We start from the raw sequence: 13,463 nt of genomic DNA on the forward strand, positions 1-13,463 counted from the left end.
AACAAGAGGCGTGATAAATCCATAAAAGAGGATAAAGATATGAAGAAAAACAGTAAACGACGTATGTTTTCCGCATTGCTGATACTGTTTCTGATGATACAGATGACGGTGCAGGCAGACACCGGTACCAAGGAAAGAGTGGATCTGGCATCTAAGGACACCGGAAGCAGCGTGGAAGAGCTGGAACGTCAGAGAGAGGAACAGCAGTCGCAGCTTGATTCCTTGAAAGAATATCAGATAAATCTTTCCGATGAACTGACGGAATTAAATAATGGATTGCAGGAAATCAGCAACGAACTGGCGGATACCCAGGATGAAATTGCGGCGAAAAATGTGGAGATTGAAGCAGCAGAAAGCCGGATTGCAGAGCTGACAACACGTTCTGAGAGCCAGTACGAAGCCATGAAGAAAAGAGTACAATATATGTACGAAAATGGCAATCAGTCTTACCTGGAGCTGCTGCTTGGAGCAAGCTCCTTTTCGGATTTTTTAAACCGGATGGAATATGCCAAATCCATTTATGATTATGACAGGCAGGAGCTTTCTGATTATCAGGATACACTGGCTGAATTAAAACAGCAGAAGGAAGATTTAGAGACGGCAAAAGAAGAACTGCTTGCGGCAGAACAGACGAAGCAGGAGCAGAAGAGCAAGGCAGACAGTCTGGTGGCAGCCCAGCAGGAAAAAATAAGCGCAGCAAAGTCGGATGTTGCAGATGCAGAGACGGAAATAGCAGACACAGATGCGGAAATCGCAAGACAGAAAGCCTATGAGGAAGAATTAGAGGCACAGAAGGCGAAAGAAGATGCTGCCCGTCAGGAGGAGATTAAGCGTCAGGAAGAGGAACTTATTAACAGTCAGCAGCCAGATGCTTCAGATAATAATGTAAATCCGGATGGGACATCCACCGGGGATAATACCACAGGAAGCGATGCTTCCGGTGGGGGGACAGTGAATGCCAGTGATGTTGCCATGCTGGCAGCACTGATCCAGTGCGAAGCAGGCGGCGAAAGCTATGAAGGGAAGCTTGCCGTTGGAAGCGTGGTCATGAACCGTGTGGACAGCAGTTATTTCCCGGATACCGTGGTAGGTGTCATCTATCAGAGCGGGCAGTTCTCACCGGTAGCCAGCGGTCGTTTCGCAGTAGTGCTTTCATCCGGGGCAGATGCGTCCTGTGTGCAGGCTGCCACAGAAGTGTTAGCAGGCACAAGAACCTTAAACTGCTTATATTTCCGCAGAAACAACGGACTGATTAATGGAACTGTAATCGGAAACCATGTATTTTATTAAGGAAAGCTGAAAATCCGGCTCAATAAAGCAAGTTTCACTTGCAAAAATCCCCTTTCTATGATAACATCAGATTGTCGGGAAAGAGCCGGAAAGGCTTTCTTTTATTTTTTTTACAAAAGATTGTTAAAAAAATAACAATAGTAAAAGGCAAATTTAATTCAGAAGGAGACGAGAAAATGGCACAGAAAGTAGTTTTAGCAGGCGCATGTCGTACCGCAATCGGTAAAATGGGAGGAGCTTTAAGCAATACTCCAGCCGCAGATTTAGGCGCAATCGTAATCAAAGAAGCATTAAACAGAGCTGGTGTTAAACCAGAACAGGTTGATGAAGTAATGATGGGATGTGTAATCCAGGCAGCACAGGGACAGAACGTTGCACGTCAGGCTTCTATCAAAGCAGGTTTACCAATCGAGGTTCCTGCATTTACATTAAACGTAGTTTGTGGTTCTGGTTTGAAATGTGTAAACGAAGCTGCAAACATGATTATGGCTGGTCAGGCAGACATCGTTGTTGCAGGTGGTATGGAGAACATGTCTATGGCACCTTACGCTATGACAAAAGCTCGTTTTGGATATCGTATGAACAATGCAACAATTATCGATACCATGGTAAATGATGCATTAACAGACGCATTTAATCATTATCATATGATGATTACAGCAGAGAACGTATGTGACAAATACGGAATTACCCGTGAAGAGTTAGACGAGTTCTCAGCAAACAGCCAGCAGAAATGTGAAAAAGCAATTGCTGAAGGCAGATTCAAAGACGAAATCGTTCCTGTACCTGTTAAGGTTAAGAAAGAAACTGTTATGTTTGACACAGATGAGGGACCACGTCCAGGCACAACTGCTGAGTCATTAAGCAAATTAAGATGCTGCTCTGGTAAAGAGGGTGGACTTGTTACTGCAGGTAACGCTTCCGGTATCAACGATGGTGCAGCAGCAATCGTTGTTATGAGCGAAGAAAAAGCAAAAGAGCTTGGTGTTAAACCAATGGCTACATGGGTTGCAGGAGCACTTGGCGGAGTTGAGCCGGAAATCATGGGTGTTGGACCTGTTGCTTCTACAAAGAAAGTTCTTGCAAGAACCGGAATGTCTATCGATGACTTCGACTTAATCGAGGCAAACGAAGCATTCGCTGCTCAGTCAATCGCAGTTGCAAGAGATCTTGGATTCGATATGTCTAAGGTTAACGTAAATGGTGGTGCAATCGCACTTGGACATCCTGTTGGAGCATCTGGATGCCGTATCTTAGTTACATTGCTTCATGAGATGCAGAAGAGAGACGCTAAGAAGGGTCTTGCTACTCTGTGTATCGGTGGTGGAATGGGCTGCTCAACAATTGTTGAGAGAGACTAATTCACTCTTTCTGAATAAGTAAATATACCCGGGAAGTGTAAAACGCTTCTCGGGTCTTGCGTTGCAAGTTATAACCCAGAAGACTTTCGTTTTCGGGTAAATATAATACATATATTTTTAAGGAGGACTAACATGAAAGTTGGCGTTATTGGTGCAGGTACCATGGGACAGGGCATTGCAAAAGCATTTGCTCAGGTAGAAGGATATGAAGTAGCTCTTTGTGACATCAAGCAGGAATGGGCTGATGGCGGAAAAGAGAAAATCGCAAAAGGATATGCAAGACTGGTAGAAAAAGGAAAAATGACACAGGAAACTGTTGACGGAATCCTTGCTAAAATCACACCAGGTTTAAAAGAGAATCTTTGCGCAGACTGCGATTTAATCGTAGAAGCAGCATTTGAAGATATGGGCGTTAAGAAGACAACATTCCAGGAGCTTGATAAGATTGCTAAACCAGAATGTATCTTTGCTTCTAATACATCCAGTCTTTCTATTACAGAAATCGGAAATGGTCTTACCCGTCCAATGGTAGGTATGCATTTCTTCAACCCGGCAGACAGAATGAAATTAATCGAAGTTATCGCTGGTGTAAATACTCCTGCTGAAACAGTAGAAGCTATTAAGAAAATCTCTGTAGAAATCGGAAAAACTCCGGTACAGGTAAATGAAGCTGCAGGTTTCGTAGTAAACCGTATCTTAATCCCAATGATTAACGAAGCTGCATTTATCAAAATGGAAGGTGTATCTGATATCGCAGGTATCGACGCAGCTATGAAGCTTGGCGCAAATCATCCAATGGGACCTCTTGAGTTAGGTGACTTCATTGGTCTTGACATCTGCCTTGCAATCATGGATGTACTTTACAACGAGACAGGCGACAGCAAATATCGTGCATGTCCATTAATCCGTAAAATGGTTCGTGGTGGTAACCTCGGCGCTAAGAGCGGAAAAGGATTCTATGTATACAACGCTGACCGTACAAAGACCCCGGTTGACGCTCAGTAAAATAAAATTTATGGAGGATTTCAGAACATGGATTTCAGTTTAGATAAGAAACATGAAATGGCGAGAACTCTGTTCAGAGATTTCGCAGAAAACGAAGTAAAACCTCTGGCTCAGGAAGTTGATGAGACAGAAGTATTCCCACAGGGAACAGTTGATAAAATGGCAAAATTTGGTTTCATGGGAATTCCGGTACCAAAGGAGTACGGCGGACAGGGATGTGACCCATTAACCTATGTTATGTGTGTAGAAGAGTTATCTAAAGTTTGTGGTACAACAGGTGTTATCGTATCTGCACATACTTCTCTTTGTATCGACCCAATTATGACTTACGGTACAGAAGAGCAGAAACAGAAATATGTAAAACCACTTGCAACAGGTGAGAAGCTTGGCGCATTCGCATTAACAGAGCCTGGTGCTGGTACAGATGCCCAGGGAGCACAGACCAAGGCTGTATTAGATGGTGATGAGTGGGTATTAAACGGATCTAAATGCTTTATTACAAACGGTAAAGTTGCAGACGTTTATATCGTAATCGCAATCACAAGTGTTACCGAAGATAAGAGAGGAAGAAAGAAGAAGAACTTCTCTGCATTCATCGTGGACAAGGGAGCTCCTGGATTCTCCTTCGGAACAAAAGAAAAGAAAATGGGTATCCGTGGATCATCTACATACGAGTTAATCTTCGAAGACTGCAGAATTCCAAAGGAAAATCTGTTAGGACCAGAAGGAAAAGGATTCCCAATCGCTATGCATACTCTGGATGGCGGACGTATCGGTATCGCAGCTCAGGCACTTGGTATTGCAGAAGGTGCATTAGACAGAGCAGTTGCATACACCAAAGAAAGAAAACAGTTTGGTCGTTCTATCGCTCAGCAGCAGAATACCCAGTTCAAGCTTGCTGATATGGCAACCAGAATTGAAGCAGCTCAGATGCTGGTTTACAAAGCTGCTATGGCTAAAGCAACACAGAAGGTATATTCTGTAGAAGCAGCAAAAGCAAAATTATTCGCAGCAGAAACCGCAATGGCAGTTACTACAGAAGTAGTTCAGTTATTCGGTGGATACGGATACATCAGAGAATACGATGTAGAGCGTATGATGCGTGATGCTAAGATTACAGAGATCTACGAAGGAACAAGCGAAGTTCAGAGAATGGTTATTTCTGGCGCATTATTAAAATAGTTTCTGACAGATCGGCGCAAAAGGATTTTAAACGAAAAATCATGGCGCACACAAATTAAAAATATAAGGAGTGAATATACCGTGAAAATAGTTGTATGTGTAAAACAGGTACCAGATACAAAAGGCGGAGTAAAATTTAATCCGGATGGTACTTTGGATAGAGCTGCAATGCTCACTATCATGAACCCAGATGACAAAGCAGGTCTGGAAGCAGCATTAAGATTAAAAGATCAGTACGGTGCAGAAGTTACTGTACTTACCATGGGACTTCCAAAGGCTGATGAAGTTCTTCGTGAAGCAATGGCAATGGGCGCTGACAAGGGAATCCTTGTAACAGACCGTGTATTAGGTGGTGCAGATACCTGGGCTACTTCTACTACAATCGCTGGTGCATTAAGAAACCTTGACTATGATTTAATTATCACAGGTCGTCAGGCTATCGATGGAGATACCGCACAGGTTGGTCCTCAGATCGCAGAGCATCTTGGACTTCCGGTTATTTCCTATGCACAGGATATCAAAGTAGAAGGTGACAGCGTAATCGTTGAGCGTCAGTTTGAAGATGGATATCATGTATTAAAAGCAAAAATGCCTTGCTTAGTGACAGCATTATCTGAATTAAACGAGCCGCGTTACATGACTCCAGGCGGAATCTTCGATGCATTTGACAAAGAAGTAACTGTATGGGGCAGAGCTGACCTTAAAGACGTAGATGATTCTAACCTTGGTCTGAAAGGTTCACCGACCAAAATCGCAAAAGCATCTGACAAAGTTCGTAAAGGTGCAGGCGAGAAGGTTGCTCTCGATACCGACGAAGCAGTATCTTACTTAATTGGCAAATTCAAAGAGAAACATATCATCTAATAAAAATAAGGAAAAGTGGTGAATAAAATGGGTTTAGAAGAGTATAAAGGAGTATTTGTCTTTGCACAGCAGGTAGACAACACATTAAATGGTGTTGCTTTTGAGTTACTTGGAAAGGGCAAAGAACTTGCAAAAGATTTAAATACAGAAGTAACTGCAGTATTAATTGGTTCTGATGTGAAAGGTCTTGCAGATCAGCTTGCTGAGTACGGCGCTGATAAAGTTATCGTAGTAGATGATCCGGAACTGAAGAACTACAGAACAGAGCCATATGCACATGCATTAGCATCTGTAATCAACGAATTCAAACCAGAAGTTATGTTAGTTGGTGCAACAGCAATCGGTCGTGACCTTGGTCCTACTGTATCTGCAAGAGTTGCAACAGGTCTGACAGCTGACTGTACTGTTCTTGAGATTGGTGATTTTCCAATCAATCCGGTTGGAAACCAGGAGCAGAAACACAATCAGTTACTGATGACCCGTCCTGCATTCGGTGGAAATACCATCGCAACAATTGCTTGTCCGGATAACCGTCCTCAGATGGCTACTGTACGTCCGGGCGTTATGCAGAAAATTGCTCCAATCAAAGGTGCAAAAGCAGAAGTTATCGAGTTCAATCCAGGATTTACACCAAACAACAGATATGTTGAAATCATGGATATCGTAAAAGAAGTTAAGAATACAGCAAACATCATGGACGCTAAGATCTTAGTATCCGGAGGTCGTGGAGTTGGTTCTAAAGAAAACTTCAAACTGTTAGAGGACTTAGCAGAAGTTCTTGGTGGAACAGTAAGCTGCTCCCGTGCAGTTGTAGAGAATGGATGGCTTCCAGTTGACTTACAGGTAGGTCAGACAGGAAAGACAGTTCGTCCTCAGATTTACTTTGCAATCGGTATTTCCGGAGCAATCCAGCACGTAGCTGGTATGGAAGATTCTGATCTCATCATCGCAATCAACAAAGACGAAGATGCTCCAATCTTCGACGTTGCAGATTACGGTTTAGTAGGAGACTTAAACAAGATCGTTCCAGCTCTTACAAAAGCTTTAAAAGAGGAAATGGCTGCAAAATAATCCGTTTACGGATGTAATATTTCATCTTGGATGAGTCTCATTTGAGATGTGTGATAAAAGGGTGTCATGCAAACCGGAAGATTTGTGTGATGCCCTTTTTATGTGCTTAGAGGGAAATTTGCAAAGTATGTTGCCTGTAGTTAAACCGCAGGTATTTTTTTGGGTACATACATTGTATACAGTGGAAAAAAGTGGTATTCTAAACAAGGTTTGCAGGAAACTGTTTTGGCAGTGTGGCAGACAAATAATATTGTGGCATCGGCAGACAGATGCAGAAAAGAGGAAGAGACTATGAATAGAAGTAGCAGAACAGTGAAACTCGTTGAGATGGCTCTGTTGGTTGCAATCATTCTGATTCTGGCTTTTACCCCACTTGGTTATATTAAGACACTTGGTCTGGAAATTACATTGATTGTAGTTCCAGTTACAATTGGTGCCATTATTTTAGGACCATTGGGTGGAGCAGTATTAGGAGCAGTATTTGGAATCACAAGCTTTATCCAGTGCTTTGGAATGAGTCCTTTTGGAGCAGTACTTCTTGGCATCAATCCATTCGGAACCTTCGTGGTATGTGTAGTATCAAGAATTCTGATGGGCTGGTTGACCGGACTTATCTATAAGGGATTATCCAAATTTCCGAAAATGAAGAACTGGAAGATTTTAATTGCCAACCTGGCAGGTCCAATCTTAAATACCTTTTTCTTCATGTCAACACTGGTAATCTTTTTCTTCAGCTCCGATTACATACAGTCACTGGCAGGCGGCTTAAATCCATTCCGTTTTGTCATTGCCTTTGTAGGTGTAAACGGACTGATTGAAGCAGCAGCCTGTTTCGTGGTAGGAAGTGCAATTACCAAGGCATTACAGGTTGCAATGAAAAATAAATAAAGAATATCTGCTTCAGATAAAAAGAGGAATGCTCTGTTTTCGTAATTAGAAAACAGAGCATTTTGTATGCTGGAAATTTGCTGAATATAAGAATGAAGTTATGAATTGTCATAACAAAAACGGTATTTACTGCCACAGATATATTCATATCCAACATGGATGAGCTCATTGTGAATATCATACATTTCTGTATGAAAAAGAAACAATGGGTCACCGGGTGAAATATGAAGAAGATTGGCTTGTTCCGTTGAGGCTTTTACTGCATCAATATAAGAATTCTGTGAACAACCAATGCAGATATCATATTTTTCACGAAATAGCTGATACAGAGAACTATCTAAAGGTTCTGTCAGCAAAAATGAAAATTTGTGACATGGATAATAATTGTTCTCAATCATAATAGGTGTTGCATCTGCATATCGAATACGTTGGATATAAACAATAGAATCGCCCTCAAAGAGTTCAGCATTATCAAGATGATACTGTTCATATGGTATGACTTCACGTTTGGTTACAATAGTAGATGCCTCCATTTGATTGGCTTTGCATGCATCGGAAAAACTGAGAGTATGTTCCAGTTTACGAAAAATTTTCCGCTCTTTTACAAAGGTTCCTTTTCCCTGTTTCTTAATTAAGACCCCTTCATTACATAATTCAGTAATTGCACGCCTTATGGTAATACGGCTCACATGATATAGTTCAGACAATTCAGTTTCTGTCGGGATTTGCTGACCGGAAATATAAATTCCTTTTTTTATTTGTTCGAGTAAATCATTTTTTAACTGTTCAAACAGTGGTATATCACTGGTTGTGTTCAATTTCATAATAATATCACCTCACAAACATTATAATAACATATAATGTTTTGCATAACAATATGAATTTAAAAAACATCATATTGAAAAGATTATGTGAAAAATTGTATAAAAAGTAATAAAAAGTAAAGGGAAAGTATAAAAAATAGATAATAAAATGTTGAGAATGCTGAAAGTGATTTGAGAAAAAGAAACAATATTGCAATATAACGTTATATGATGATATAATCAATTTAACAAAAGGAGGTGGAAAAATGCAAAAAGAAGCAGACAAGATATTTCAATCAACCTGTATTTTTGATTCTGTTTCAGAAGAGGCATATCCAGGATATGTGGCAATAAAAGGAAAACAGATTCTTGAAGTCGGATGTGGAGATATCCCAAATGAACTGGTGGGTGAATCTACTGAAGTTGTGGACTATGGAGAGGGAACCATTTGCCCGGGATTTGGTGATACCCATACATTTTTCACAGGATATGTAGTGGATTATCTTGGTGTGGATTTATCAGAAGCAGTTAATCTGAAACAAATAGTTGAACGGTTATCAGAAAATCTGGAAATGAATCCGGAGACGGTCGTTTTATTTGGAAATCATTTACAACCGGAGCTGGCAGAAAAAATAAATAAGGGAGGTGAATTGGAACAGGTTAAAAGACCGGTTATTTTATTTACTGCTGGACATGGGTATTGTGCTATGAACAAAGTTGCAGAAGAAGTGTTTGGGTTTACACCAGATACATGCGGAAGTTCAGAGGCAATTTATAAAATTATGAAAATTTATCTGAATGATAGAGATTTTATTATTCCACAGTTTAAGGCATATATGTCTATGTTAAACAGCCATGGGATAACATCTGTAAAAGAAATGGGATTTGATAATTTTTATGGATTTACAGATATATTGGCTGAATTGGAACAGAAAGCAGAATTGAGCCTTCGGATTTCCTTTATGTCACAACCAGTAGGAAAGAAAATGGATTTAGCATATGGAAAAGAAATGAAGAAGAAATATCATTCTGATTTTTTAAGGTTTTCCGGTTATAATCAGATGACAGATGGATTGATTGTCTCAGAAGAGGCAGATCTGATGGAGCCATATGAGGGAAAAGATTATTGTTGCCAAAAGAATATTGATTATGCATTATTAGAAGAAGATGTACTTACAGCAGACCGTGAAGGATTCAGATTTACATTGCATTCTGAAGGGGATGGTTCCTTCCATAAAATTCTTCAGATTTATGATAAATGTGAAAAGGAAAATGGAAGATTAAAGAATCGACATGGAATTACTGATTTGGAATTGACGGGTGCAGTGGACGAAGAAAAAATGGCACAGCTTGGAGTATTTGGTGAGATTTATACACAGGTTTATAAGTTGGATTCCTGTGAAAATTGGAAACAAGACTATGATGAAAAACTTGGTAGCAGGCGGAGCCGTTATATGAATTATCGTTCAATGGCAGATCATGGTGTGATTTTAAGTGGTGCAACGGATCTTCCGATGTTAATACCGGATATACCTGAGGCAATTTATTATGGATGCGGAACCTATGCCGCAGATGGAAAAGAACCGGTTCAGCCGGAAAATGGTCTGACAATACCGGAAATGTTAAAAACCTGGACAATTGGAAGCCAGTATGCCATGGAACAGGAACATATATTAGGAACGCTGGAAAGCGGTAAGCAGGCTGATATAGTAGTTTTTGACAGGAATCTTTTCAAAACAGATATTGAAGAAATTCGAAAGGCACATGTTTTAAGAACCATATGTGCTGGACAGGATGTTTATAAAGAAATGGAGAATAGGTAAAGGAGGTTTTGCGATGAGTGACAAAACAAAAGCACATTTGAGTGCAAAAACGTTATGGGTACTTTTTATTCTGGGACTTGTAAATGCAGTTATGTATTGTTTCCCTTATATCAGATATGTGTTTTATGATCAGCAGATTGCAGCTATGGGAATTACAAATACCCAGTCAGGAATTTTAATGACAATTTATGCGGCAGCAAATACGATTACATTGATTCCCGGTGGAATATTAGCTGATAAGTGGTCTGTGAAAAAATGTCTAGTAGGCTCTATTCTGGGTTCTGTAGTTATCGGAATTATTTATGCACTTACCATGAATTTTGCAGTAGCCTGCGTATTATGGGCTGGACTTGGTGTGTCTACAATTTTTGTATTCTGGGCAGCAATAACCAAAGCAGTAGGTCAGGTTGGCACAGCAGAAGAGCAGGGAATGTGTTATGGAATTTATTATGCTGCATCAGGTATTATTTCTGCAATTTTAAATGCAGTATGTTTACAGGTAAGCCGTTTATCAGATGACCCATCTACTTCCTTTAGTATTGCAGTATGGGCAATGGTAGCATTTACAGCAGTTGCTTTAATTCTGACAATGATATTTTTTAAAGAAAAAAGTATTACACAGACAAAATCTTCTGATGAAGAATTTAAAATTAAATATGTCGGTGAAGCGTTAAAGAATCCGATGACCTGGCTCTTTTCACTGATGGTATTATGTGCATATGGTCTGTATACAAGTGTATCCTATTTTTCACCATATCTGACGGATGTACTTGGTATACCGTTGGTACATTCATCTTTTATCAGTATTGTGAGAAGTAATCTTATGAACCTTTTATGTCCGATTGGTGGAATTATCGTAGATAAGATTTTTAAATCTTCTACAAAATGGTATATTACTGCATTTGGAATTACAATTGTGATTTATGGTGGAGTATTGATAATGCCATCCAACATCAGTCCGGTACTGGCAACAATTGTTTCTTTGTTACCAAGTGCAATTGGTATGATGCTTTACGGAGTAATCTGGTCGGGATTACAGGAATGTAAATTTAAACCGATATATGCAGGAACTGTAATTGGAATTGCATCTATTATCGGATATTTGCCAGATTCTTTTTACTATATAATTTTTGGAAAGTGGATGGATAAATTTGGAAATAATGCTTATCCAATGATTTTTGGCTTCCTGATGGGAACTGCTGTACTTGGTATGGCTATAACAATTTTAATGAGAAAACTGATTAAGAAAAATAACTAAGAAAGAAGGTATTTAAAAATGCATGCATCAGAATTTAACGTAGAAAAATTTGTTGATATAATTGAAAAGGAAAATGGAACAATCAGTGAAGTATATTTTGTGGCCTGTGGAGGCTCTCTGGTTGACCTTTATTCTTCATGTTACTTTATTAACCGAGAATCATCCACCATGACAGCAGAGTGGATTACCAGTAAAGAATTTGTTTTAACCCCTCCAAAGAAACTTGGAAAACACTCTGTTGTCATTATCTGTTCACATGGTGGAAATACAAAAGAAACGGTAGAAGCAGCAGAACTTGGTGTAAAGGAAGGTGCATTTGTAATTACATATACACATACACCGGGCAGTGCCTGCGACAGTGAAAAATTCCATGCAATTGTCTATGATTGGGAGCCGGAAACATTACAGAAGGATAGACCATTAGGATTAAATTACAGTATTATAAATGAGTTGATTCACAGACAGGAGCCGGAGTATAAACTTTATGAAGGAATGAAGGATGGAATCACTAAATGCGATGCAATTATCCGTAATGCAACAAAGAAGTTTCAGAATAAGGCATGGAATTTTGCAGAACATTATTATAATGCACCATTTTTATATATTATGGCATCCGGTTCTGCATATGCACAGGCATACGGATTTGCAATCTGTTCTCTTCAGGAGATGCAGTGGATGGACTGCTGTTATCTTGATTCCGCAGAATATTTCCATGGACCATTTGAGGTAACAGATAAAGACCATATTTATATCCTCTTAAAATCGGTAGGAAAAACAAGAATGATTGATGAAAGAGCAGAAGTATTTTTAAATAAATATGCGGAAAAATATGAGATTATTGATGCAGCAGATTGTGGAATGGATGCAATAGATGATTCCTGCGTAGATTATTTTAATGCTCCATTGTTCTATGAAATGAGCGTGTTATACCGTACTGCAATTCAGAATAAGAGCGGACACCCATTGGATATGCGCCGGTATATGGGAGTTGTAGAGTACTAGACGAAAGGAGAAACAGTATGAAATATGACGTAAGTGTGGTAGGCTTTGGGGATAACGTGGTAGATATTTATACTCACGAGAATGTACAGTATCCAGGTGGAAATTGTGTAAATCTTGCTGTGTATGCCAAAATGTTTGGTGCAAAAAGGTGTGCCTATATGGGCTATTTTGGTACTGATAAAAATGCAGATCATGTTATTTCTGCGTTGAGGGAAGAACAGATTGAACTGGTAAAGTGTAAGAAAATTGAGGGAGAAAATGGTTATTCCAGATGTACCTTAGAAGATGGTGACCGTGTATTCTTAGATTATAATGAAGGTGGAGTCCGGAGCAGACATATTTATGATCTGGATGAATTTGACTTGGAATATCTTGCAGAATTTGATCTGGTACACAGTGGAAATTACTGTTATATGGAGTCACAGCTTCCAAAGATTAAAGCAGCCGAACTTCCATTATCTTTTGATTTCTCGGATGATTCTGAACCGGAATATTATGAAAAAATAGCACCATTAGTAACATATGCATTTTGCTCCTTTGATGGAACGGATGATGAAGTAAAAAAACACCTTAAGAAAGTAGCCTCTTATGGACCGAAAATTGTGTGTGCATCCAGAGGCGCAAAAGGTTGTATGCTTTATGCAAATAATGAGTTTTTTGAGCAACCGGCATATCCGATTGAAAAAGCAATAGATACTATGGGTGCAGGAGACTCACTTATTACAACTTTTATGGTAGGTTATCTTGACCGTAAGAAAAAAGGTATAGATGATAATGTTTCAATCAAAGAGAGTATAAAAGAGGCTGCAAAGTTTGCAGCAAAAGTATGCCAAATGGAGGGTGCTTTTGGACATGGAAAGGAAGTTCAGATAGATGCTTTAAAAACAAAATAAAAGAATAAAAAACGAATCGTAAC

The 13,463-nt window shown here is 39.5% G+C and carries 12 protein-coding genes; 11 read left to right on the forward strand and 1 reads right to left on the reverse strand.

Annotation, left to right across the window (positions count from 1 at the left end; translation table 11 throughout):
- Positions 1-39: 39 nt before the first annotated feature.
- The 7 genes from DWV68_RS08175 (at position 40) to DWV68_RS08205 (ending at position 7,661) form a co-directional block, all read left to right on the forward strand.
- A complete protein-coding gene (locus DWV68_RS08175) occupies positions 40-1,290 on the forward strand; it encodes a cell wall hydrolase (protein WP_118665475.1) in 1,251 nt (416 codons plus the stop codon).
- 176 nt (positions 1,291-1,466) lie between these two features.
- Positions 1,467-2,651, forward strand: coding sequence for an acetyl-CoA C-acetyltransferase (locus DWV68_RS08180; RefSeq protein WP_117841801.1), 1,185 nt, complete (start codon positions 1,467-1,469; stop codon positions 2,649-2,651).
- A 132-nt stretch (positions 2,652-2,783) separates the two neighbouring features.
- A complete protein-coding gene (locus tag DWV68_RS08185) occupies positions 2,784-3,656 on the forward strand; it encodes a 3-hydroxyacyl-CoA dehydrogenase family protein (RefSeq protein WP_022244335.1) in 873 nt (290 codons plus the stop codon).
- A gap of 27 nt (positions 3,657-3,683) precedes the next feature.
- The gene (locus DWV68_RS08190; protein ID WP_022244336.1) at positions 3,684-4,838 is read left to right on the forward strand and encodes an acyl-CoA dehydrogenase; all 1,155 of its coding nucleotides are present in this window, start codon (positions 3,684-3,686) and stop codon (positions 4,836-4,838) included.
- 81 nt (positions 4,839-4,919) lie between these two features.
- Positions 4,920-5,702 (forward strand): electron transfer flavoprotein subunit beta/FixA family protein, encoded by a 783-nt coding sequence (locus DWV68_RS08195; RefSeq protein WP_022244337.1) that lies wholly within the window; start codon positions 4,920-4,922, stop codon positions 5,700-5,702.
- Positions 5,703-5,729: 27 nt separating this feature from the next.
- A complete protein-coding gene (locus tag DWV68_RS08200; RefSeq protein ID WP_117699200.1) occupies positions 5,730-6,773 on the forward strand; it encodes an electron transfer flavoprotein subunit alpha/FixB family protein in 1,044 nt (347 codons plus the stop codon).
- Positions 6,774-7,064: 291 nt separating this feature from the next.
- Positions 7,065-7,661, forward strand: a complete 597-nt coding sequence (locus DWV68_RS08205) for an ECF transporter S component (protein ID WP_118057245.1) — start codon at positions 7,065-7,067, stop codon at positions 7,659-7,661.
- A gap of 98 nt (positions 7,662-7,759) precedes the next feature.
- Here the strand turns inward: DWV68_RS08205 and DWV68_RS08210 are convergent, their stop codons facing one another.
- Entirely contained in the window at positions 7,760-8,485 is a 726-nt protein-coding gene (locus DWV68_RS08210) for a GntR family transcriptional regulator (protein ID WP_117699199.1), read from the reverse strand.
- A 245-nt stretch (positions 8,486-8,730) separates the two neighbouring features.
- On the opposite strand from DWV68_RS08210, the gene DWV68_RS08215 reads away from it, so the two are divergent.
- From DWV68_RS08215 to DWV68_RS08230, 4 genes are read left to right on the forward strand one after another with little or no spacing between them, the layout of a single operon-like run.
- Positions 8,731-10,287 (forward strand): amidohydrolase, encoded by a 1,557-nt coding sequence (locus DWV68_RS08215; RefSeq protein WP_117698961.1) that lies wholly within the window; start codon positions 8,731-8,733, stop codon positions 10,285-10,287.
- 13 nt (positions 10,288-10,300) lie between these two features.
- Positions 10,301-11,545 carry an MFS transporter gene (locus DWV68_RS08220; RefSeq protein WP_158561532.1) on the forward strand — a complete coding sequence of 415 codons (1,245 nt, stop codon included), beginning with the start codon at positions 10,301-10,303 and terminating at the stop codon, positions 11,543-11,545.
- A gap of 18 nt (positions 11,546-11,563) precedes the next feature.
- A complete protein-coding gene (locus DWV68_RS08225; protein ID WP_227700321.1) occupies positions 11,564-12,547 on the forward strand; it encodes an SIS domain-containing protein in 984 nt (327 codons plus the stop codon).
- A gap of 17 nt (positions 12,548-12,564) precedes the next feature.
- A complete protein-coding gene (locus DWV68_RS08230; RefSeq protein WP_117698959.1) occupies positions 12,565-13,440 on the forward strand; it encodes a PfkB family carbohydrate kinase in 876 nt (291 codons plus the stop codon).
- The last annotated feature ends 23 nt before the right edge of the window (positions 13,441-13,463 follow it).

The sequence above is a fragment of the Roseburia sp. AF12-17LB genome (assembly GCF_003479605.1).
GTDB classification, from domain to species: Bacteria; Bacillota; Clostridia; order Lachnospirales; family Lachnospiraceae; genus Roseburia_C; species Roseburia_C amylophila.

Excerpts from the sequence above, each read along its gene's own strand:
- DWV68_RS08220 (WP_158561532.1), top strand. The coding sequence starts at position 10,301 with ATGAGTGACAAAACAAAAGCACATTTGAGTGCAAAAACGTTATGGGTA.
- DWV68_RS08215 (WP_117698961.1), top strand. The coding sequence starts at position 8,731 with ATGCAAAAAGAAGCAGACAAGATATTTCAATCAACCTGTATTTTTGAT.
- DWV68_RS08175 (WP_118665475.1), top strand. The coding sequence starts at position 40 with ATGAAGAAAAACAGTAAACGACGTATGTTTTCCGCATTGCTGATACTG.
- DWV68_RS08200 (WP_117699200.1), top strand. The coding sequence starts at position 5,730 with ATGGGTTTAGAAGAGTATAAAGGAGTATTTGTCTTTGCACAGCAGGTA.
- DWV68_RS08190 (WP_022244336.1), top strand. The coding sequence starts at position 3,684 with ATGGATTTCAGTTTAGATAAGAAACATGAAATGGCGAGAACTCTGTTC.
- DWV68_RS08210 (WP_117699199.1), bottom strand. The coding sequence starts at position 8,485 with ATGAAATTGAACACAACCAGTGATATACCACTGTTTGAACAGTTAAAA.
- DWV68_RS08205 (WP_118057245.1), top strand. The coding sequence starts at position 7,065 with ATGAATAGAAGTAGCAGAACAGTGAAACTCGTTGAGATGGCTCTGTTG.
- DWV68_RS08185 (WP_022244335.1), top strand. The coding sequence starts at position 2,784 with ATGAAAGTTGGCGTTATTGGTGCAGGTACCATGGGACAGGGCATTGCA.
- DWV68_RS08230 (WP_117698959.1), top strand. The coding sequence starts at position 12,565 with ATGAAATATGACGTAAGTGTGGTAGGCTTTGGGGATAACGTGGTAGAT.
- DWV68_RS08180 (WP_117841801.1), top strand. The coding sequence starts at position 1,467 with ATGGCACAGAAAGTAGTTTTAGCAGGCGCATGTCGTACCGCAATCGGT.
- DWV68_RS08225 (WP_227700321.1), top strand. The coding sequence starts at position 11,564 with ATGCATGCATCAGAATTTAACGTAGAAAAATTTGTTGATATAATTGAA.